Origin of the sequence: Sphingomonas sp. R647 (assembly GCF_020177055.1) — a bacterium.
Classification (GTDB): domain Bacteria; phylum Pseudomonadota; class Alphaproteobacteria; order Sphingomonadales; family Sphingomonadaceae; genus Sphingomonas.
The window spans coordinates 46510-67782 of the sequence record NZ_JAIQXT010000005.1 but is presented as its reverse complement, the minus strand read 5'-3'; the positions used below and the strand labels follow the sequence as shown (position 1 = coordinate 67782).

Here is a 21273-nt window from a genome sequence, read left to right as displayed (position 1 = left end):
GCCCGGCGCATCCGGGTCGGGGATAACGTGTAATGCCCAAGCTAACGGTTGACGGGATCGAAGTCGAAGTCCCCGCCGGTGCCACCGTGCTCCAGGCGTGCGAGGCCGCGGGCAAGGAAATCCCGCGCTTCTGCTATCATGAGCGGCTGAGCATCGCCGGCAATTGCCGCATGTGCCTGGTCGAAGTGAAGCCCGGGCCGCCCAAGCCGCAGGCGTCGTGTGCGCTGCCCGCCGCCGACAATCAGGACGTCCGCACCGACAGCGCAATGGTCAAGGCCGCGCGCGAAGGCGTGATGGAGTTCCTGCTGATCAATCACCCGCTCGATTGCCCGATCTGCGATCAGGGCGGCGAGTGCGATCTGCAGGACCAGTCGGTCGCCTATGGCCGTGGCCATTCGCGCTACACCGAGAACAAGCGCGCGGTGACCGAGAAATATATGGGCCCCATCGTCAAGACGGTGATGACCCGCTGCATCCAGTGCACTCGTTGCGTCCGCTTTGCCGAAGAGGTTGCGGGCGTTGAGGAAATCGGCGCGATCTATCGCGGCGAGAATATGCAGATCACGTCTTATCTGGAAAAAGCGGTCACGTCCGAACTGTCGGGCAATGTCGTCGATCTGTGCCCGGTCGGCGCGCTGACGTCGAAGCCCTATGCGTTCGAAGCGCGGCCGTGGGAGCTGCGCAAGACGCTGGCGATCGACGTGATGGACGCGGTCGGCACCAATATCCGCATCGACAGCCGCGGGCGCGGCGTGCTGCGCGTCCTGCCGCGCATCAACGAAGATGTGAACGAGGAATGGGCGCACGACAAGACGCGCCACCATGTCGACGGCCTCAGCTTCCGCCGGCTCGACAAGCCTTATGTCCGCAAGGACGGCAAGCTGGTCGAAGCGACGTGGGACGAGGCGTTCGCCGCCATCGCCGTCGCGGCGAAGGGCGCGGGCGACAAGGTCGCCGCGATCCATGGCGACCTGCTCGATTGTGAGACGATCTTTGCCGCCAAGAAGCTGGTCCAGTCGTTCGGCTCGACCCTGCTCGAAGGGCGTCAGACCGGCATGGCGTATGACACGTCGTCGCTGTCGGCGGTGAATTTCAACACCACCATTGCCGGCGTCGAGACGGCGGACGTGATCCTGCTGGTCGGCACCAACCTGCGCTGGGAAGCGCCGCTGGTGAACACCCGCGTGCGCAAGGCGATCAAGAAGGGCGCGAAGGTCTTTGCGATCGGGCCGGAAACCGACCTGACCTACAAGACGACGTGGCTCGGCAACGATCTTGGCCTGCTCGGCAAGCTGCCCCAGGCGGCGGCGGATGCGTTCAAGGATGCCAAGCGCCCGATGGTGATCGTCGGCGGCGCGGCGCTCAAGAACGGGCATGGCGCGGCGCTGGCTCTGGCCAAGTCGCTCGATCTGGTGCGTGAGGGCTGGAACGGCTTCAACGTGCTGCACATGGCGGCGAGCCGCATGGGCGGCCTGATGCTCGGCTTCGCGTCGAAGGGCGGCATTGCCGACATCGTCGCGGCAGAGCCGAAGCTGACCTTCTTCCTCGGCGCGGACGAAGTCGATTTCTCGGCCTTCGCCAACAGCTTCAACGTTTATATCGGCCATCATGGCGACAAGGGCGCGCATGCCGCGGACGTGATCCTGCCGGGCGCGAGCTATGCCGAAAAGCATGGCACCTATGTCAATCTGGAGGGCCGGGTCCAGCGCAGCGAGAAGGCGGTTTCGGCGCCCGGCGACGCGCGTGAGGACTGGACGATCCTGCGTGCACTGTCCGAAGTGGTCGGCAAGACGCTGCCGTTCGACAGCTTTGGCGAACTGCGCGCGGCGATGGCCGCCGAAGTGCCGGCGTTGGGCAGCGAAGGGCTCGCCAGCTTCGACTGGAACCCGCCCGCGCTCGACGCCAAGGGGGAAGGGGAGGTCGCTTACCCGATCGCCGACTTCTACCTCACCAATGCCATCTGCCGCGCATCGCCGACGATGCAGCGCTGCTCGGCCGAACTGATCCACGGCCAGGATTTCGCGGAGGCCGCAGAGTGACCGCTTTCTTCCAATCCCTCGGCATGTCCTTCGAATGGGCGTGGTTCGTCGCGACGATCGCGGGCATCCTGCTGATCGCGCTGCCGCTGATGCTGGCCGTGGCCATGATCATCTATGCCGATCGCAAGATCTGGGCGGCGATCGCGCTGCGCCGGGGTCCCAACGTCGTCGGCCCGCTTGGCCTGCTCCAATCGTTCGCGGATGGTTTGAAGGTCTTCCTTCAGGAAACCATCATTCCGTCGAGCGCGAACAAGGGGCTGTTCCTGCTCGCGCCGATCATCACCTTCACCGTCGCGCTGATCGTGTGGGCGGTGATCCCGTTCCAGGCGGGCGTGGTTCTGTCGAACATCAATGTCGGCCTGCTCTACATCCTCGCGGCATCGTCGCTGGGGGTGTATGGCGTGATCCTCGCCGGTTGGGCGTCGAACTCCAAATATCCCTTCTACTCGGCGATCCGCGCGGCGGCGCAGATGGTGTCCTACGAAGTCTCGATCGGTTTCGTGCTGATCGCGGTGGTGCTGTGGGCGGGGACGTTCAACCTGTCGGGCATCGTCGAGGCGCAGCAGGGGCATGTGCTGGGCATCTTCAACGGCTTCGGCTTCAACCCGCTGCTGTTCCCGATGGCGGTGGTGTTCCTGATCTCCGCCCTCGCCGAAACTGCGCGCGCGCCGTTCGACCTGACCGAGGCGGAGAGCGAGCTGGTCGCGGGCTATCAGACCGAATATTCGTCGATGGCCTTCGCGCTCTACTGGCTGGGCGAATATGCCAACGTCATTCTGATGTGCACGCTCAACGCGGTGCTGTTCTGGGGCGGCTATCTGCCTCCGATCGACTGGGCGCCGCTCTATGCGGTGCCGGGCATCATCTGGCTGTTCATCAAGATCCTCGTCTTCTTCTTCATCTTCTCGTGGATCAAGGCGACCGTCCCGCGCTACCGCTATGACCAGCTGATGCGGCTGGGCTGGAAGATCTTCCTGCCGCTGTCGCTGTTCTTCGTGTTTCTGGTGTCGGGCTGGCTGATGATCGATCGGGTGGGGCTGTGAGCGTGGCGCTTACAATGGCTTATAGCCTGACGCTGCTGTTGGCAGAATCACCCGATCGCGAGTTCTCGATACCGCCGAGCTACTTCGTGTGCAGCGATCGTGTCTCCAAAGGTGGTTTTATCATCCAGATTGAGGGCACTCATCGGGATAATCGCTTTCGGGTAAAGAGTTTTGGGGGGCATCCTTGGCCCAAATTCCCGATTGACCTCCGCAACACGATTTCTGGTGATGGAAGCCCATCGAAAGATGGTGAGAAGGTGCTTCTTCCTTTCTTCCTTCGAAAGGGACCAGGAAGCGACATTCGTTTCAGGGCAACGGTTGACCCAGCGGCATCTACTCGTGCGCAGGTTTCAGTGACTGAGGGTGATTCGTCCTACGCCGCTGATTGCGTATCGTTCCCTGTCCCTTCGAGGCCCAAATAACATGAGCGTCGCCCAACTCGTCCGTTCGTTCACCCTGTGGGAGTTCGTGAAGGCGCATGCCCTCACGCTGAAGTATTTCTTCAAGCCCAAGGCGACGATCAACTATCCGTACGAGAAGAACCCGATCTCGCCCCGCTTCCGCGGCGAGCATGCGCTGCGTCGCTATCCGAACGGCGAGGAACGCTGCATCGCGTGCAAGCTGTGCGAGGCGGTGTGCCCCGCGCTGGCGATCACGATCGAGGCCGAACCGCGTGACGACGGCAGCCGCCGCACCACGCGCTACGACATCGACATGACCAAGTGCATCTATTGCGGCCTGTGCCAGGAGGCATGCCCGGTGGACGCCATCGTCGAGGGACCGAACTTCGAATTCGCGACCGAAACCCGTGAGGAGCTGATCTATCACAAGGACAAGCTGCTCGCGAATGGCGACCGCTGGGAACGCGCAATCGCCGCGAACCTTGCCGCCGATGCACCGTACCGTTAAGCGCGCGGCACCAAAGGGGCATATGATTCCGTGATTCAAGCAATCGCCTTCTATCTCTTCGCCGGGGTGGTGATCCTCTCCGCTGCGATGACGATTACCGCCCGCAACCCGGTGCATTCGGTGCTGTGGCTGATCCTCGCGTTCTTCAACGCCGCCGGGCTGATGGTGCTCGCAGGCGCCGAGTTCATCGCGATGCTGCTGGTCATCGTATATGTCGGCGCGGTCGCGGTGTTGTTCCTGTTCGTCGTGATGATGCTGGACATCGACTTTGCCGAGCTGCGCGCCGGGTTCGTGCGCTATGCCGTGTTCGGCCTCGCCATCGCGGTGGCGCTAGCGGCGGAGATCGTGATCGGCACGATGGCGTGGACCGCGGGCAAGATCGACCTTGCCAAGCGGATCGCGCCGGTCGACGCGGACACCGCGCTCGGCCAGGTGTCGAACGTTCAGGCGATCGGCATGCTGCTCTACAGCCGCTACCTTTATCTGTTCGAGGCCGCCGGCTTCATCCTGCTCGTCGCCATGGTCGGCGCGATCGTGCTGACCCACCGCAAGCGCGGCGGGGTGCAGACGCAGAATGTCTGGCGCCAGATCAACCGGCGTCAGAAGGACGCGACCCGCAACGTCAACCAGCCCGTCGGGCAGGGGGTGGAGCTGTGATCGGAATCACCCATTATCTCGTCGTCAGCGCAATCTTGTTCACCATGGGCGTGCTGGGCATTTTCATGAACCGCAAGAACCTCATCGTCATCCTGATGGCGATCGAGCTGATCCTGCTCAGCGTGAACCTCAACCTCGTCGCGTTCAGCGCCGCGCTGGGCGATCTGGTGGGGCAGGTGTTCGCGATGTTCGTGCTGACCGTTGCGGCGGGTGAGGCCGCGATCGGCCTTGCCATCCTTGTCATCTATTTCCGCGGCCGCGGCACGATCTCGGTCGACGACGTCAATCGGATGAAGGGCTGATGTCTTCGATCCATTTCATCGTATTCCTGCCGCTGCTGGCAGCGATCGTCGCCGGTTTCAGTAACCGCGCGTTCGGTACGGCATTCCCGAAGATCGTCACCACCGGCGGCTTGTTCGTCGCGGCGATCCTCAGCTGGATGACGTTCATCCCGTATCTGTCGGGCACGGCCGAGCCACAGGTCATCAAGGTGCTGACCTGGATGAACTCGGGCGATCTGATGGTCGACTGGGCGCTGCGCGTCGACAGCCTCACCGCCGTGATGCTGGTGGTGGTGACGAGCGTTTCGGCGCTGGTCCACCTCTACAGCTGGTCGTACATGGAAGAGGACCCGGATCAGCCGCGCTTCTTCGCCTATCTCTCGCTGTTCACCTTCGCGATGCTGATGCTGGTGACCGCCGATAACCTGCTGCAGATGTTCTTCGGCTGGGAAGGCGTGGGCCTCGCGTCGTATCTGCTGATCGGCTTCTGGTTCAAGAAGCCGTCGGCCAATGCCGCCGCGATCAAGGCGTTCGTGGTCAACCGCGTCGGCGACCTTGGCTTCATGCTCGGCATCTTCGGCGTGTTTCTGGTGTTCGGCACCATTTCGATCCCCGAAATCCTTGAAGCTGCGCCCGGCATGGCCGGCAGCACGATCGGCTTCCTGGGCTATCGCGTCGACACGCTGACCGTACTCTGCCTGCTGCTGTTCGTCGGTGCGATGGGCAAGTCGGCGCAGCTTGGCCTGCACACCTGGTTGCCCGACGCGATGGAGGGCCCGACCCCGGTGTCGGCGCTGATCCACGCGGCGACGATGGTCACCGCTGGCGTGTTCATGGTCTGCCGCCTGTCGCCATTGTTCGAGCAGGCGCCGATCGCGCTCGGCTTCGTCACTTTCATCGGTGCCGCGACCTGTCTGTTCGCCGCGACGGTCGGCACGACGCAGACCGATATCAAGCGCGTCATCGCCTATTCGACCTGTTCGCAGCTCGGCTACATGTTCTTCGCTGCGGGCGTCGGCATGTATGGCGCGGCGATGTTCCACCTGTTCACCCACGCCTTCTTCAAGGCGCTGCTGTTCCTGGGTGCCGGCTCGGTGATCCATGCGATGCACCATGAGCAGGACATGCGGTATTATGGCGGCCTGCGGAAGCACATCCCGGTCACCTTCTGGACGATGATGGCGGGCACGCTCGCGATCACTGGCGTCGGCATCTACTGGCTCCATGCCGGGTTCGCGGGCTTCCACTCCAAGGACGCGATCCTTGAGGCGGCGTACGCAGCCGGGGGTGGCGGTCAGGCGGCGTTCTGGGTCGGCGTGTTCGCCGCACTCCTGACGAGCTTCTACAGCTGGCGCCTGATGTTCCTGACCTTCTGGGGCAAGCCGCGCTGGACGCAGTCAGAGCATATCCAGCACGCGCTGCATGACTCGCATGGCCATGATCACGCGCATGACGATCATGCGCACGGCCATGACGACCATCACGCGCATGACGCCAAGGGCGACGGCACCGGCGGATATCATCCGCACGAAAGCCCGCTGCCGATGATGATCCCGCTGATCATCCTGTCGATCGGCGCGGTGTTCGCTGGCTTCGCATTCAACAAGTTCTTCATCCAGCCCGAGGCTGGCGAGATCTTCTGGAAGGGCGCGGTCGCGTTCGACACGCACCTCGCGCATGCGATGCATGAAGTGCCGTTGTGGGTGAAGCTGTCGGCGAGCATCGTCATGCTGCTCGGTCTGTTCGGGGCGTGGGTTGCGTACATCAAGTCGCCGACCATCCCCGCGCGTTGCACCGCGACCTTCTCGCTTCTCTACAAGTTCCTGCTGAACAAGTGGTATTTCGACGAGCTGTACAATGTGCTGTTCGTGAAGCCCGCCTTCTGGTTCGGCCGCCTGTTCTGGAAGCGGGGCGATGAGGGGCTGATCGACCGGTTCGGCCCGAACGGCTCCGCTGCGGCGGTCAAGTTCGCCGGCGTGTGGAGCGCCAAGCTCCAGTCGGGATATGTCTATAGCTATGCGTTCGTCATGCTGATCGGCCTGACCGCAGCCGTTACCTGGGTGATCACGCGATGAGCGGCATTCTCTCCCTGATGCTGATCGTGCCGCTGGTGGCGGCGATCGCATGTCTGTTCGTCAGCGCCAATCAGGCGCGCTGGATTGCGCTGGGCGCGACGCTGGTCGACCTCGTCCTTGGCGGCGTGCTGTGGGCGAATTTCGAGATTGGCGGGCCGCAGTGGCAGTTCGTCGAGCATTATCCCAACCTGTTCGGCGCGTTCGGCTGGTCGCTGGGCATCGACGGCTTTGCGCTGCTGCTGATCATGCTCAGCGTGTTCCTGATGCCGATCTGCATCGGCGCGAGTTGGGAAGCGATCACCAAGCGCGTCCAGGAATATATGGCCGCGTTCCTGATCACCGAAGTGCTGATGATCGGCACCTTCGCGGCGCAGGATATCTTCCTGTTCTACGTGTTCTTTGAGGCCGGCCTGATCCCGATGTTCCTGATCATCGGCATCTGGGGCGGCGCGAACCGCATCTACGCGAGCTACAAATTCTTCCTCTACACGCTGCTCGGCTCGGTGCTGATGCTGATCGCGATGATGTACATGACCATCACCGCGGGCACGACGTCGATCCCGGAGCTGATGGCCTATGACTTCCCCGCCGGGGTCCAGACCTGGCTGTGGCTGGCATTCTTCGCGAGCTTCGCGGTGAAGATGCCGATGTGGCCGGTGCACACCTGGCTGCCCGACGCGCACGTGCAGGCGCCGACCGCCGGGTCGGTGATCCTGGCGGGCGTGCTGCTGAAGCTCGGCGGCTATGGCTTCCTGCGCTTTTCGCTGCCGATGTTCCCGGAGGCTTCGGCGCAGCTGATCTGGCTGGTATTCGGCCTGTCGTGCATCGCGGTGGTGGTCACCTCGCTGATCGCGCTGGTGCAGAGCGATATGAAGAAGCTGATCGCCTATTCGTCGGTCGCGCACATGGCGATCGTGACGCTTGGCCTGTTCACCTTCAACCGTCAGGGGATCGAGGGCGCGATGATGGTGATGCTGGGCCACGGCCTGGTGTCGGGCGCGCTGTTCCTGTGCGTCGGCGTGATCTACGACCGTCTGCATACGCGTGAGATCGACCGCTACGGCGGCCTCGCGATCAACATGCCGAAATACGCGATCCTGTTCATGCTGTTCACGATGGCATCGGTTGGCCTGCCCGGCACGAGCAACTTCGTCGGCGAACTGCTTGCGCTGATGGGTACCTATCAGGTGTCGACGCTGGCAACGCTGATCGCGACCACCGGCATTATTCTGGGCGCGGGCTATATGCTCTACCTATACCGCCGCGTCGTGTTCGGTGACCTGACCAAGGACGACGTCAAGGCGATGCCGGACCTGAACAAGCGCGAAATGGCGCTGCTGGCACCGATCGCGGCGGCGGTGCTGTGGATGGGTGTGTACCCTGAGAGCTTCCTCGCCCCGATGCGCGCCGACGTTGCGACGTTGCTCGCGCGGATCGAGCGGGCGCGTCCGGCGGGTGATAGCCTGCCGACCCCCGGCAATCCCGCTGCTGCCAAGGCCGCGCATGCGCCAGAGCATAAATCTGCCGAGCATGGAGCGGCACACTGATGGACTACGGCCTGCAACTTTCGATGGTCCTGCCCGAGATTGTCCTCTCGGTCGGTGGGCTCGCTTTGCTGATGGTCGCCGCATGGGGTGGCCCAGCGGTTTCGCGCGCGGTGAGCTGGGTTTCGGTCGCCGTGCTGATCGGCGCAGGGATCGCGCTGACCGGCAACGCCTCCTCGGGCGGCACGGCGTTCGACGGCCTGTATCGCGCCGATCTGTTCTCGGCCTATGCCAAGGCGCTGATCTTCTTCGCCGCGGCGGTTTCGATCATCATCGCCCCGCGCTTCTTCGCGCGCACCTCTGGTGAGGATCTGCGCCCCGAATACCCCATCCTGATCCTGTTCGCGACCGCGGGCATGGGCATGATGGTGTCGGCAAACGACCTGCTGACCCTCTATGTCGGGCTCGAGCTCAACAGCCTCGCGTCCTACGTCCTTGCCAGCTTCATGCGCCGCGATGTGCGTTCGGCCGAAGCGGGTCTGAAGTACTTCATCCTCGGCTCGCTCGCGAGCGGCATCCTGCTCTACGGCATTAGCCTGGTCTATGGCTTCAGCGGCACCACCGTGTTCGGTGACATCGCCTCGGCTTATGCTGCGGGTGAGAATATGGGCCTGTTGTTCGGCCTCGTGTTCGTCTTCGCCGGCCTCGCGTTCAAGATGTCGGCGGTCCCGTTCCATATGTGGACGCCGGACGTATACGAAGGCGCGCCGACCCCGGTGACGACCTTCTTCGCCAGCGCGCCCAAGGTCGCGGCGATGGCGCTGTCGGTCCGCGTCGCGATCGAGGCGATGGGTCCGGTGACCAGCGACTGGCGCCAGATCGTGATCTTCGCCGCGCTTGCCTCGATCGTGCTCGGCGCCGTCGCGGCGATCGGGCAGACCAACATCAAGCGTCTGCTCGCCTACTCGTCGATCAACAATGTCGGCTTCGCGCTGATCGGTCTTGCTGCGGGCACGGCCGAGGGCGTGGCGGGCGTGCTGACCTATCTCACCATCTATGTGGTGATGACGTTGGGCAGCTTCCTCGTCGTGCTGCAGATGCGCGACACCGAGGGGCAGCCGGTCGAAACGATCGCGAGCCTGTCGGGCCTGTCGCGCACGCGCCCGGCACTGGCGGCGGCGCTGGCGATGTTCATGTTCAGCCTTGCGGGCATCCCGCCGCTGTTCGGCTTCTGGGCCAAGTTCGCGGTGTTCGAGCCAGCGGTGAAGGCGGGGCTGTTCCCGCTCGCCGCGATCGGTATCGCGGCGTCGGTGATCGGGGCGTTCTATTACCTCAAGATCGTCAAGACGATGTACTTCGACGAGCCTGCGCCGGCCTATGCCAAGAGCGACAGCGCGCTTGAGGGTGGCCTGATCGCCGCAGCGGCGGTGTTCGTCTCGCCGCTCGGCTATCTGCTGATCCCTGTGCTCGGCGCTTGGTCGATGGCGGCGGCACGGACGCTGTTCTGATCCGGGTTGTAGCCGAAACCGGCTCGACCAACGCCGACATGCTGGCGCTCGCTGCGGCGGGTGCCGCTGAGGGTAGCTGGCTGCGTGCAGAGCGTCAGACGGCGGGCAAGGGACGACAGGGCAGGGCGTGGGAGTCGCCGATCGGCAATTTTTACGGCAGCACGCTCGTCCGCCTGCGCCCGACCGATCCACCCGCGCCGACGCTGGCGCTGATCACGGTCGTGGCGCTGGAAGAGTCGGTCCGCGTCTTCCTCCCCACCGGCGCGACGATCAAATGGCCCAATGACCTGCTGATCGACGGCGCGAAGCTGTCGGGCGTGTTGCTCGAGCGCGCCGGGGATGCGGTCGTGGTCGGCATCGGCGTCAACCTGTCGCATCACCCTGATTTGCCCGATCGCCCGGCGACCAGCCTTGCCGCACAGGGCGTTGCGGTGGCCGCCGCGACCTTTGCCGAGGTCCTGGCCGAGAGCTTTGCACGCTGGCTGTCGCGCTGGCGTGGTGAGGGTCTGGACCCGATCCGCCAACGCTGGCTCGACCGCGCGCATCCGACCGCTACCGCGCTCACCGCGCGCTTGCCGGACGGGATCAGCCATGACGGCCTGTTCGACGGCCTGACCGGCGATGGCGCGCTGATCCTCCGCTTGGCCGATGGGTCGCGGCATGTCATTCATGCCGGCGACGTCTTCCTGATCTGAAGGACCATTTCATGCTGCTCGCGATCGACGCCGGCAACACCAACATCGTTTTCGCGCTCGTTCAGGGGCGTGAGATCAAGGCGCGCTGGCGCATCGCGACCGATCCGCGCCGCACCGCTGACGAATATGCGGTGTGGCTAAGCCAGCTGCTCGCGCTGGAGGGCTATGAGCGCGGCGTCGTCACCGGCGTCATCATCGGCACCGTCGTCCCGCGCGCGCTCCACAATCTTGAGGTGCTGTCGCAGAAATATTTCGGCTGTACCCCGCTCGTCGCCGGACGCGACGGATGGCCGATCGCGCTGGATGTCGAGGAGCCGCAGAGCGTCGGTGCCGACCGCGCGCTCAACATCATTGCCGCGCACGAAAACCATCCCGGCGACCTGATCGTCGTCGACTTCGGCACCGCCGCGACGTTCGACGTCGCCGACTATACCGGCGCGTACAAGGGCGGGATCATCGCGCCGGGCATCAACCTATCGCTCGACGCGCTGGTTACCGCCGCCGCCAAGCTGCCGCGCATCGCGATCGAGGCGCCCGCGAACACCTCGGTCATCGGCCGCAACACGGTCGATCAGATGCATATCGGCATTTATTGGGGCTATATCGCGATGATCGAGGGGCTGGTCGCACGGATGAAGGCAGAGATCGGTCGCCCCGTGAAAGTGATCGCCACCGGCGGCCTTGCGGTGCTGTTCGAAAAGCAGACCGATGCGTTCGACGTGATCGAACCTGACCTGACGATTCAGGGGCTGGCGATGCTGTGGGAGCGGTCGCGGGCATGATCGTTTGATCGCCGGCGCATATCCCACTAACGCCGTTTGGCCTGAGCCTGTCGAAGGCCTGTTCCCGCCATCACGTTCGCGGCACAGCCCTTCGACAGGCTCAGGGCAAATGGCCGTTTATCAGACTGGAAACATGTGACCCCCGGTAAAGAACTCCTCTTCCTCGCGCTCGGTGGCTCGGGCGAGATCGGCATGAACGTCAATCTCTATGGCTGCCACGGCAAGTGGATCATGGTCGATTGCGGCGTGATCTTTGGCACGCCCGACTATCCCGGCATCGACCTGATCCTGCCCGACCTGCAGTTCATCGAGGAGCGGCTGGACGACCTGCTCGGCATCGTGCTGACGCACGGGCATGAGGATCATATCGGCGCGCTGCCCTATCTGGCGGGCGAGCTGGGCGTGCCGCTCTATGCGACGCCGTTTACCGCGGGTCTGATCCACGGCAAGCTGGATGAAGAAGGCATTGCCGACCGCGTCGAGCTGAACGTGGTGCGCGAAGAGGAGCCGTTCCAGATCGGCCCGTTCGGCATCCGCTATCTGCCGCTGGCGCACTCGATCCCTGAGGGGAATGCAGTGCTGATCGACACCCCCTATGGGCGCGTGTTCCACACCGGCGACTGGAAGATCGACGACACGCCGGTGATGGGCGGCGCGTCGACCGCCGCGGAGCTGACCGCAGTCGGCGACGAAGGCGTGCTCGCGCTCGTGTGCGACTCGACCAATGTGTTCAACCCCGAAGCCTCGGGCTCCGAATCCGCGGTCCGTGAAGGGCTGGACGAGGTCGTCGCGGGCATCAAGGGCCGGGTGCTCGTCACCACCTTCGCCTCCAACGCCGCGCGGCTGCAGACGCTGGGCGAGGTTGCGAAGGATACGGGCCGCGCGATGTGCGTCGCGGGGCGTTCGCTCGACCGCATCCTGCGCGTTGCCAAGGCAACCGGCTATCTGCGCGACTTCCCCGAGACGGTCGATTTCGAAACCGCGATGAAGCTGCCGCGCGACAAGGTGATGATCATCGCCACCGGCGGGCAGGGCGAACCGCGCGCCGCACTGGCCCGCATCGCCGACGAGACGCATCAGCTGAAGCTCGAGTCGGGCGACACCGTCGTGTTCTCATCCAAGCAGATCCCCGGCAACGAAATGGCAATCGGGCGGATCATGAACATCCTGGCGGGCAAGGGGGTCGAGATGATCACCGACCGTCAGGCATTCGTCCACGTCTCCGGCCATCCCGGCCGCCCCGAGCTGGCGGCGATGTATGACTGGATCCGCCCCGACATCCTCGTGCCCGTCCATGGCGAGATGCGCCATATCGCCGAACAGGCCCGCTTCGGCCGCGCGCATGGCATCCCCAATGCGGTGGTGCAGAATAATGGCGAGATTATCCGCCTTGCGCCGGGCAAGCCGAAAAAGGTCGGAAATGCCCCAGCCGGACGGCTGGTGCTCGACGGCGACGTGATCCTGCCCGCCGATGGCACAACGATGAACGAGCGGCGCAAGCTCGGCCTGTACGGCCAGATGTCAGTCGCCGTGGCGATCAAGGCCAATGGCAAGCTGGCCGGCCAGCCCGAAGTAACCATTCAGGGTGTGCCTGCTGAAGAGGATCGCGCCACATTGATCGCCGATGCCAGCGCGGCGGTGGCCAAGGTGGTGGGCGAGGCGCGCGGCGGCGACCGCGACAAGCTGCGCGAGCAAATCCGGCTCGCCGCACGGCGCGTCGCGGTGCGCTATACCGGCAAGAAGCCGGTGATGGATGTAATGCTGATCGAGGTGTGATGGAATGAACTGGTTCAGCGCGCTCGCAATCTACTTCCTGTTCTGGTTCCTCGCCTTGTTCCTGGTGCTGCCCTTCTATGCGCGCACCGGGGTCGAGGCGGGGGACCCGATGGTCAAGGGGCAGGCCGAAAGCGCGCCGCAGCGCTTTGAGGCGGGGCCGATCGCGAAATGGACGACGATCGTCGGTACCACGCTGTTCGCGGCCTTTTACCTCAACTATGTCAACGGCTGGATCACCGCCGACATGCTCGATTACTGGAGCTGAGGCGCGAGCCTCAGTTCTTGCTCTGCGTCATCCGGTCGACCCAGGCGATGCCGATCGCCGAAGCGATAAAGGCCATGTGGATGACCGTCTGCCAGATGACGGCCTGCTCGGTGATGCGACCGTTCGGCTGACCCAGCGCGCCCGCCTCGATAAAGGTGCGCAGCAGGTGGATCGACGAAATGCCGATGATCGCCATCGCCAGCTTCACCTTCAGCACGCCGGCATTGACGTGGCTGAGCCACTCAGGCTGGTCGGGATGGCCCTTGAGGCCAAGGCGCGAGACGAAAGTCTCGTACCCGCCGACGATCACCATCACGAGCAGGTTTGAGATCATCACCACGTCGATCAGGCCCAGCACGACCAGCATGATCTGCTGTTCGGTAAACTCCCAGGCGTGCTGGATCAGGTGGATCAGTTCCTTGATGAACAGGAACACATAGACGCATTGCGCGGCGATCAGCCCGACGTACAGCGGCAGCTGGAGCCAGCGCGAGCTGAAGATCAGCAGCGGCAGCGGCTTCAGGCGGGCCGGCGCATCGCTCGGCGAGGGGAGTTCTGTGCTCATGGTGCGCTGCAATAGGGCACACCACGGTGCGCGATCAAGCGACGGTTAGCCCTAGCGCGTAGAAGCGGTTGAAGTCGGTTTCGACATAGCCGGCAAAGGGCGGGCAGGGGGCAAAGCCATAGCGGCGATAGAGCGCGTGCGCGGCCTCGAACAGCGGCCCGGTCCCGGTTTCCAGCTTGAGCGCGGTGTAGCCCCGGTCGCGGGCGAGGCTGACGATATGGTCGAGGATCGCGAACCCCACGCCCCGCCCGCGCGCGGCGGCGGTGGCGCGCATCGACTTGACCTCACCGGTCAGCGGATCGAGCTGCTTGAGCGCGCCCACGCCAAGCAGCGTGTCGCCATCCCATGCGCTCAGGAAGGTGATGTCCGGGGTCTTCAGCCCCGACAGGTCGAGGAAATGGCAGGTGCCCGGCGGAGAATGATCCGACATCTCGCGCGCATGGAGTTCGAGCAGCGTGATCACTTGCGGATCGTCGAGGTGGCCGGTGCGGATCATCGCCAGCGCCATACCCAGAACGGATAGTTGGCGGCATGAGCCCTGCCTTGCGGATCTAGAGCCGGTCTGAACCTCCAGATTCTGAGCCGATCGCAAACTGAAAGGTCGAAGCGATCATCCTCCGTAGTCGACGTCAGAGTGCAGGCGCTGACTGAACCGTTTTGTTCGACGCGAAGCTGCCCAGAAACGCTCTCGATATGGTCCGGGAGACCATCAATGCGGGAGAACCCTACCGCTTGTCTATCGATGGGCTTGAGCGGGATTGCATCACGATCTTTACCTCTCCGCGCCTTTCCATCAGGAGCCAGAACAAAAAACCGGCCAGATGAGTAAGTTACCGATAATTCAACCGCGCCGCCAAACCGCGTGCCTTCGCTCGACAATCCGGGGGTCAGCGTTAGATGCTGTCGCAAATGCGGGCAGGCATGTGAGTCTAGAGTTTGGATCCCGCTGAACTTTGTGACTTCACAACCCGTCGCTGTGCCGTCCGCCGCGATGCTGAACCTGACCCGAATCTCAGCTCTAAATTCGTCATCGCCGACCGGCAGCGGAAATAGGCCCTTCTCGTAAGCGGACTTTCGGCGATCAATCGAGGGCCATCGCGCCACGTCTGCGGTCGGTGGCATCAATGAGGTTAGCGCGACGGAGATACTTGCCTCCATCGGGTGACCCTTGGTGCTTGCCCACTCGACTCCCATGCGACGTTCTTGAACAGACTGAGCGAGCGTAACGCCCGGCAGCAGCGTCAGCAGCAATGCCCCCCGCAGCATTGCCCTAAACCTCGTCGATCATCCCCGCCAGCGTATCGAGGCACGCATGGGCGAGCGCCTTGCAGCGCTCCGGCGACCAGCCGAACTCAGCATCGGGGCTGGGGTCATGGTCCTTGAACGGCATTTCCAGCGTCATCGACACCGCGCCGAAGCGCTCGGCGAGCTGGTTGGTCGACATCGACAGGTTCGCCTGCCCGGGCGCGGACTTGTCATAGCCCTTTTCAAGCTGGAACAGCGGGGTCGCGGCGGCGAGGCGGCGGCCGAATTCATAATATTTGTCGCCCTGCGCGTCGGTCCAACTCGGGATGCCTTCGAATCCGGCAAGGAAGTTCGCCGGGATCGCCTCATCGCCATGCACGTCCATCGCGAAATCGACGCCGGTCTCGTCCATCGCCGCGCGGACCAGCAACACTTCCGGGCTCTGCTCCATCGTCGGCGCATGCCATTCGCGGTTGAGGTTCACGCCCGCCGCGTTGGTGCGCAGATGGCCGCGGAAGCTGCCGTCCGGGTTCATGTTGGGGACGATGTGGAACGTTGCCTTGGCCCGCAGCGCCTGCGCGGTGGCATCGTTCGGATCGGTGAGCTTCTCCAGCGCACCTTCGGCCCACCATTCCGCCATCGATTCGCCGGGATGCTGGCGGGCATAGAGCCACACCTGCTTGGGGCCCGCGCCCAGCGTCAGCAGGTCCATCGCCCGCCCGTCGAGCGTCTGGCCCAGCTCGCAATGCGTCACGCCGGGCTGCGCCGCCATGCGCGCGATCAGGTCGGCATGGCGCTCCATCGTATAGGGGGCGAAGTAGGCGAACCACGCCACATCGCTGTCGAAGCTATGCGTGAAGCTGAATACGCCATCGGCATAGGCGCCGTCGGTCAGCCGCCACGCGTTGCGATCGGTGCTGACCCGCGCACGATAGCCGGGCCAGCCGAACGCATAGGCCGCCTTGCCCGCGTTGGTGATGCGGAAGGTCAGCGTCCGCCCCGTCGCGCCCGCCACGCGGAAGTGGAACCACTGGAAGAAGTCGGACTGGTGGTCGGCGACGATCTCGACATCGACGGTATCCCCGTCGATGTCGATCAGGCGGATGTTGCCGCTGTCAAAAGCGGCGTTCAGCTGGATGGTCATTTGACCGTGATAGTGATCCCAGACTGGCCGGGAAAGCCCTTGAACAGCGCATTAGACAGCTTGGTGGCGGTGTCCGCAGGCTGGGTGCCATCCGCTGCGCCCAGCGCTTCGGTCATCGCCTTGCCCTCCCAGATCACGGTATTGTCGCCGCGACGACGCAACTGCACCGACAGTTCGGACGCATAGATGGTCTTGGTCTTGCTGCCGATGCCGACACTGGCCCCGCCGCCGACGCCAACATTGCCACCAAAGCTGCCGCCGCCAAGGCCGATTGTCACCGGCGGGCGCGTGCGGACCTGGCCGCGATCGGTGCGGCGGAAATCGACCGTGGCGAGATAGTCGGCCTTGGCCGAATCGGTCGTGGCGGCGAATCCCATGCCGCCCATCGTCGCGGCGACCGCGTCGAGATACAGCTGTGCCTCCGGGCCGGCGGCGCCGCCGCTCACCGGCTGTACTGCCAGCGTTCCCGCCGGGATCGGCTGGGACAGGTGATAGCGCGTCACATCGACCGGCGCAGAGCCGCCCATAGTGGTGGAACAGCCCGCCAGAGCGGCGGCGGACAGGGCGAGGGCAAGCATTGCACGGGTCTTCATCGGACACATCCTCCTGCCGTGCACACGCCACGGCTCAACGGCTCAACATCGTTACGAGGATGCGGGTTCCGTTGCCAAGCTTTCCTTGACTTGTCGGGCCGTGCCCTCTAGGCGAGCGCCTCTTTCCGGCACCCGCCACAATTCAAGATAGTAGAGAATCGGTCATGAAGATCGTGAACAGCCTGAAGTCGCTCAAGGGGCGTCACCGCGACAACCGCGTGATCCGTCGTCGCGGTCGCGTGTACGTCATCAACAAGACGCAGCGTCGCTTCAAGGCCCGCCAGGGCTAATCCCGGCGCAGGCGACAGGGACGTGCGCGCCGTTATCTTCGATATCGGCAACGTCCTTTTCACCTGGCACCCGCGCTATCTTTACGAGCGCCTGATCGGTGACGATCGGGCGCTCGAAGCGTTTGTGCGCGATGTCGTCACGGTCGACTGGCATTTCCAGCATGATGCCGGTCGCGATTTCGCGGATACCTCGGCCGAGCTGATTGCGCGCTATCCGCAGCATGCCGACCTGATTGCCGCCTGGGGCCCGCGCTTCAATGAAAGCGTCGGCGGCCCGGTGCCGGGCATGCACGAACTGGTCGCAGAGCTGGATGCGGCGGGCGTGCCGTTGTTCGCGATCACGAATTTCAGCCACGAATTCTGGCCGCCGTTCCGCGCGGAATGGCCGCAGCTATTCGACCGCTTCCGCGACGTCGTCGTCTCGGGCGACGAGAAGCTGGTGAAGCCCGACCCCGCCATCTACCACCTCGCGCTCGCCCGCTTCGGGCTTGAGCCGCACGAGGCGGTGTTCATCGACGACAATGCCGCGAATGTGGCGGGCGCGCGGGCGCTGGGGATCCGGTCGGTGCTGTTTACCGAAGAGGCCGACGCCCGGCGCGAATTGATCGACGCCGGGCTGTTGCCGACTTAACTCCGTCCCTTCAACTCGTCGCCGACGATCGTCACGACGTGCAGCACGTTGGTCGAGCCTGGCGTGCCGAACGGGACGCCGGCGCAGACCACCACGCGGTCGCCGCCCTTGGCGATGCCGTGGCGCATCGCCATGCGCTTTGCCTTGGCGACCATGTCCTCGAACGAATCGACATCGCGGGTGTGGACCGCGTGGGTGCCCCACAGCAGGCCCATGCGCCGTGCCGTCTCCGCCTTGGGCGTCAGCACCAGGATCGGCACCGACGGGCGCTCACGCGCGATGCGGCGGGCGGTGGAGCCTGACATGGTGAAGCAGATGATCGCACTCGCCGACACATTCGCCGCAATCGTCTTGGCCGCTTCGGCGAGCGCGTCGGCGGTGGTGGGATCGGGCTTCATCACGGTGAAGTGCACGCGGTCGCCATGCGCCGGATCGCGCTCCACCGAATCGGCGATCGCGTCCATCATCGTCACCGATTCGATCGGCCACTGGCCCGCGGCGCTCTCGGCCGACAGCATGATCGCGTCGGCGCCGTCATAGACTGCAGTGGCGACGTCCGAGACTTCCGCGCGGGTCGGGGAGGGCGAGGTGATCATCGATTCGAGCATCTGCGTCGCGACGATCACCGGGCGGCCCATGCGGCGCGAGGTTTCGACGATCCGCTTCTGCATCGGGGGCAAATTCTGTGGCGGCAGTTCGACGCCCAGATCGCCGCGCGCGACCATCACGCCGTCGCACGCCTCGACGATCTCATCGAGCCGCGCGACCGCACTTGGCTTTTCGATCTTGGCGAGCAGCGCCGGGCCGTCCGGTCCGATCAGGCGGCGCGCCTCGGCCAGATCCTCGGGCCGCTGCACGAACGACAGGGCGATCCAGTCGACCTTCTGCTCGACCGCGAAGGCAAGGTCGCTGCGGTCCTTCTCGGTCAGCGCAGCCATCGGCAGGACCATGTCGGGGACGTTCAACCCCTTGGAATTGGACAGGACTCCACCAACCTCGACCCGCGTGTCGATATAGCCGACGCCATAGCCGGTGACGCGCAGCACCATCTTGCCGTCGTCCAGCAACAGCCGCGCGCCCTCGGTCACCGCCTCGAAAATCTCGCGATGCGGCAGCTCGACGCGGGTCGCATCGCCCGGCGTCGGGTCGCGGTCGAGGCGGAAGGATGTGCCGGTCGCCAGCGTTACCTTGCCGTCGGCGAACTTGCCGACGCGCAGCTTGGGCCCCTGAAGGTCGGCCAGGATCGTGGTCGGGCGGCCGGTGGATTTCTCCAGCGCGCGGATCGCCTGGATCACCGGGATCTTCGATTCCTGGTCGCCATGGCTCATGTTGATGCGGAAGGCGTCGGCGCCCGCAGCATGGAGCGCGGCGATCATCTCCGGCGAATTGCTGGCGGGGCCGAGCGTCGCCAGAACGCGCACCTTGCGCGACCGCGGTGCCATTGCCTTCGTCATCGCCGAATTCTCCATGTCTTGTCTGTGCCGGTCCCTAACGCCAAATGCGCACTATTCAACTGTGGAGGCGTCATTGTGACAACGCTGGACAAACTTGACGACCGCATTGCCGCTCAGGCGTTCCGCCGACTGGTCCGCCATCTGCGCCACCGCACCGATGCCGAGAATATCGAACTGATGGGCCTTGCGGGCTTTTGCCGCAACTGTCTGGGCGACTGGGTGAGTGAGGCGAGCGGTGGAGAACTCGACCGCGATGTCGCGCGCGAGCTGGTCTATGGCATGCCCTATGCCCGCTGGAAGGCGCAGCATCAGGGGCAGGCGACGCCCGAGCAGATCGCCCGGATGGAGGCGAGCGTCGCGCGAAACAAGCAGGAGGCCGAGCTGGACGACGAGCTCGACGACAGCTTCCCGGCGAGCGACCCGCCATCGATCACCATGCGCGGAGGCTAGCCAGTATCCCCTGTCAGCGCCTAGGCTGGCGCAAACAGGGGAGAGTTTCATGCGTCGAATCGCCGCCGTCACCATTGCGTTGCTCGCTGCGACGCCGCTCGCGGCCCAGACGGTCGCGCCGGCCAAGGTCAAGTTCATCCACGCCGGCACCTTGCTCGCCAAGCCCGGTGAGGCGCCGCGCGGGCCGAGCACGATCGTGGTACGCGACGGCAAGGTGGCGGAAATCCGCGACGGCTTCGTCGCGCCCGAGGGCGGGGCGGAGCTGATCGACCTCAAGGACCGGTTCGTGATGCCGGGGCTGGTCGACATGCATGTGCATTTGTGGGGGATTGGCGGCGATCCGCTGCGCGACCGGCTGACCGCGCTCAACCGCGACGATGCCGATGACATGATGCATGCGGTCGCCAATGCCCGGGTCACACTCGAGGCTGGCTTTACCACTGTGCGTGACCTGGGCGGGAGCGCGCGGGGGATGCGTGCACTGCGTGAAGGCGTCGAGCGTGGAGACATTGCCGGGCCGACCATCATCAACGCCGGCAATTCGATCTCGGTCTCCGGCGGCCATGCCGATGGCACCAACGGCGTGGCCGAGGTGTTCGCCGACGCGATCCACAAGCATCAGATCAACACCTGCGACGGCCCCGAGGATTGCACCCGCGCGGTGCGTCAGCAGATCGCGCTGGGGGCGCAGGTGATCAAATATATGTCCACCGGCGGCGTGCTCTCGAACGTATCGGGCGGGCTTGGCCGCGCGATGACGGATGCGGAGATGACGGCGATCATCGACACCGCGCATGGCCTGGGTCGCAAGGTCGCGACGCACAGCCATGCTGCCGCCGGGACCAAGGCGGCGGTCGCTGCCGGCGTGGACACGGTTGATCACGGGTCGTTCCTCGACGACGAGACGATCGCGATGATGAAGAAGAACGGCACCTGGCTCGTCCCGACGATGATGGCGCCCGCCGCGGCGCTGGAACAGGCGCGCAAGGGGCTGCTCCCGCCCGCAGTGATCCCCAAGGCGGAGGAAGCCGCCGCCGCCGCCTTTGCCAGCCACAGCAAAGCCTATGCGGCAGGGGTGAAGGTCGCATTCGGAACCGACAGCGGCGTCTCGCGCCACGGTGACAATGCGCAGGAGTTTTCGATGATGGTGAAGGCGGGGATGACCCCCGCGATGGCGCTCAAGACGGCCACGCTCAACGCTGCCGAAGCGCTCGGGCGGGCGGACAGCATCGGCTCGATCGCGCCGGGCAAGCACGCCGACATCATCGCGGTGACGGGCAGCCCGCTCGACGACATCAAGCGGATGGAACAGGTCGAGTTCGTGATGCGCCAGGGCGTCGTCCACAAGGCCGGCGGCAAGCGGCAGGCGTTCCCGGCACAGTAACGG

23 protein-coding genes are annotated in these 21273 nt (G+C 64.6%); 17 read left to right on the top strand and 6 right to left on the bottom strand.

Features of this window, described 5'->3' with window-relative positions; genetic code table 11:
* The first annotated feature begins 32 nt into the window (after positions 1 to 32).
* The 13 genes from nuoG (at position 33) to K9B35_RS13120 (ending at position 13514) form a co-directional block, all read left to right on the top strand.
* Positions 33 to 2039 carry an NADH-quinone oxidoreductase subunit NuoG gene (gene nuoG / locus K9B35_RS13180; protein ID WP_224922316.1) on the top strand — a complete coding sequence of 669 codons (2007 nt, stop codon included), beginning with the start codon at positions 33 to 35 and terminating at the stop codon, positions 2037 to 2039.
* A complete protein-coding gene (gene nuoH, locus K9B35_RS13175) occupies positions 2036 to 3082 on the top strand; it encodes an NADH-quinone oxidoreductase subunit NuoH (RefSeq protein WP_224922315.1) in 1047 nt (348 codons plus the stop codon). The genes nuoG and nuoH overlap by 4 nt, the downstream gene beginning before the upstream one ends.
* A 14-nt stretch (positions 3083 to 3096) precedes the next feature.
* Positions 3097 to 3504 (top strand): hypothetical protein, encoded by a 408-nt coding sequence (locus K9B35_RS13170; RefSeq protein ID WP_224922314.1) that lies wholly within the window; start codon positions 3097 to 3099, stop codon positions 3502 to 3504.
* Position 3505: 1 nt separating this feature from the next.
* Positions 3506 to 3991 (top strand): NADH-quinone oxidoreductase subunit NuoI, encoded by a 486-nt coding sequence (nuoI, locus tag K9B35_RS13165; RefSeq protein ID WP_066663200.1) that lies wholly within the window; start codon positions 3506 to 3508, stop codon positions 3989 to 3991.
* A gap of 30 nt (positions 3992 to 4021) precedes the next feature.
* Positions 4022 to 4648, top strand: coding sequence for an NADH-quinone oxidoreductase subunit J (locus K9B35_RS13160; RefSeq protein ID WP_224922313.1), 627 nt, complete (start codon positions 4022 to 4024; stop codon positions 4646 to 4648).
* A complete protein-coding gene (gene nuoK / locus K9B35_RS13155; RefSeq protein WP_224922312.1) occupies positions 4645 to 4950 on the top strand; it encodes an NADH-quinone oxidoreductase subunit NuoK in 306 nt (101 codons plus the stop codon). Before K9B35_RS13160 ends, nuoK begins: the two co-directional genes overlap by 4 nt.
* On the top strand, positions 4950 to 7004 hold the full coding sequence (gene nuoL / locus K9B35_RS13150; RefSeq protein WP_224922311.1) for an NADH-quinone oxidoreductase subunit L: 2055 nt from the start codon (positions 4950 to 4952) through the stop codon (positions 7002 to 7004). The genes nuoK and nuoL overlap by 1 nt, the downstream gene beginning before the upstream one ends.
* Positions 7001 to 8551, top strand: coding sequence for an NADH-quinone oxidoreductase subunit M (locus K9B35_RS13145; protein WP_224922310.1), 1551 nt, complete (start codon positions 7001 to 7003; stop codon positions 8549 to 8551). The genes nuoL and K9B35_RS13145 overlap by 4 nt, the downstream gene beginning before the upstream one ends.
* The gene (gene nuoN / locus K9B35_RS13140) at positions 8551 to 9996 is read left to right on the top strand and encodes an NADH-quinone oxidoreductase subunit NuoN (protein ID WP_224922309.1); all 1446 of its coding nucleotides are present in this window, start codon (positions 8551 to 8553) and stop codon (positions 9994 to 9996) included. The genes K9B35_RS13145 and nuoN overlap by 1 nt, the downstream gene beginning before the upstream one ends.
* On the top strand, positions 9993 to 10691 hold the full coding sequence (locus K9B35_RS13135; RefSeq protein ID WP_224922888.1) for a biotin--[acetyl-CoA-carboxylase] ligase: 699 nt from the start codon (positions 9993 to 9995) through the stop codon (positions 10689 to 10691). Before nuoN ends, K9B35_RS13135 begins: the two co-directional genes overlap by 4 nt.
* Before the next feature lie 11 nt (positions 10692 to 10702).
* The gene (locus K9B35_RS13130) at positions 10703 to 11473 is read left to right on the top strand and encodes a type III pantothenate kinase (protein ID WP_224922308.1); all 771 of its coding nucleotides are present in this window, start codon (positions 10703 to 10705) and stop codon (positions 11471 to 11473) included.
* 135 nt (positions 11474 to 11608) lie between these two features.
* Positions 11609 to 13249 carry a ribonuclease J gene (locus tag K9B35_RS13125; RefSeq protein ID WP_224922307.1) on the top strand — a complete coding sequence of 547 codons (1641 nt, stop codon included), beginning with the start codon at positions 11609 to 11611 and terminating at the stop codon, positions 13247 to 13249.
* A 4-nt stretch (positions 13250 to 13253) separates the two neighbouring features.
* Positions 13254 to 13514, top strand: coding sequence for a DUF1467 family protein (locus tag K9B35_RS13120; RefSeq protein WP_224922306.1), 261 nt, complete (start codon positions 13254 to 13256; stop codon positions 13512 to 13514).
* Between the two features lie 10 nt (positions 13515 to 13524).
* Here the strand turns inward: K9B35_RS13120 and K9B35_RS13115 are convergent, their stop codons facing one another.
* The 5 genes from K9B35_RS13115 to K9B35_RS13095 are packed head-to-tail and all read right to left on the bottom strand — an operon-like array spanning position 13525 to position 17061.
* Positions 13525 to 14079, bottom strand: coding sequence for a TIGR00645 family protein (locus K9B35_RS13115; RefSeq protein ID WP_224922305.1), 555 nt, complete (start codon positions 14077 to 14079; stop codon positions 13525 to 13527).
* Positions 14080 to 14113: 34 nt separating this feature from the next.
* A complete protein-coding gene (locus K9B35_RS13110; protein WP_224922304.1) occupies positions 14114 to 14575 on the bottom strand; it encodes a GNAT family N-acetyltransferase in 462 nt (153 codons plus the stop codon).
* Positions 14572 to 15345 carry a hypothetical protein gene (locus K9B35_RS13105; protein ID WP_224922303.1) on the bottom strand — a complete coding sequence of 258 codons (774 nt, stop codon included), beginning with the start codon at positions 15343 to 15345 and terminating at the stop codon, positions 14572 to 14574. Before K9B35_RS13105 ends, K9B35_RS13110 begins: the two co-directional genes overlap by 4 nt.
* Before the next feature lie 4 nt (positions 15346 to 15349).
* Positions 15350 to 16468, bottom strand: a complete 1119-nt coding sequence (locus tag K9B35_RS13100) for a M14-type cytosolic carboxypeptidase (RefSeq protein WP_224922302.1) — start codon at positions 16466 to 16468, stop codon at positions 15350 to 15352.
* A complete protein-coding gene (locus tag K9B35_RS13095; protein WP_224922301.1) occupies positions 16465 to 17061 on the bottom strand; it encodes a DUF4136 domain-containing protein in 597 nt (198 codons plus the stop codon). The genes K9B35_RS13100 and K9B35_RS13095 overlap by 4 nt, the downstream gene beginning before the upstream one ends.
* 164 nt (positions 17062 to 17225) lie before the next feature.
* Between K9B35_RS13095 and ykgO the strand changes: the two genes are divergently transcribed.
* Positions 17226 to 17351: a type B 50S ribosomal protein L36 gene (gene ykgO / locus K9B35_RS13090; RefSeq protein ID WP_066575973.1), complete on the top strand. Its 126-nt coding sequence runs from the start codon at positions 17226 to 17228 to the stop codon at positions 17349 to 17351.
* Between the two features lie 22 nt (positions 17352 to 17373).
* Positions 17374 to 17982, top strand: a complete 609-nt coding sequence (locus tag K9B35_RS13085; RefSeq protein WP_224922300.1) for an HAD family hydrolase — start codon at positions 17374 to 17376, stop codon at positions 17980 to 17982.
* Here K9B35_RS13085 and pyk read toward each other — a convergent pair.
* Positions 17979 to 19436: a pyruvate kinase gene (gene pyk, locus K9B35_RS13080; protein ID WP_224922299.1), complete on the bottom strand. Its 1458-nt coding sequence runs from the start codon at positions 19434 to 19436 to the stop codon at positions 17979 to 17981. The genes K9B35_RS13085 and pyk overlap by 4 nt on opposite strands.
* A gap of 75 nt (positions 19437 to 19511) precedes the next feature.
* On the opposite strand from pyk, the gene K9B35_RS13075 reads away from it, so the two are divergent.
* Entirely contained in the window at positions 19512 to 19886 is a 375-nt protein-coding gene (locus tag K9B35_RS13075; protein ID WP_224922298.1) for a DUF1244 domain-containing protein, read from the top strand.
* Positions 19887 to 19935: 49 nt separating this feature from the next.
* Entirely contained in the window at positions 19936 to 21270 is a 1335-nt protein-coding gene (locus tag K9B35_RS13070; protein ID WP_224922297.1) for an amidohydrolase family protein, read from the top strand.
* The last annotated feature ends 3 nt before the right edge of the window (positions 21271 to 21273 follow it).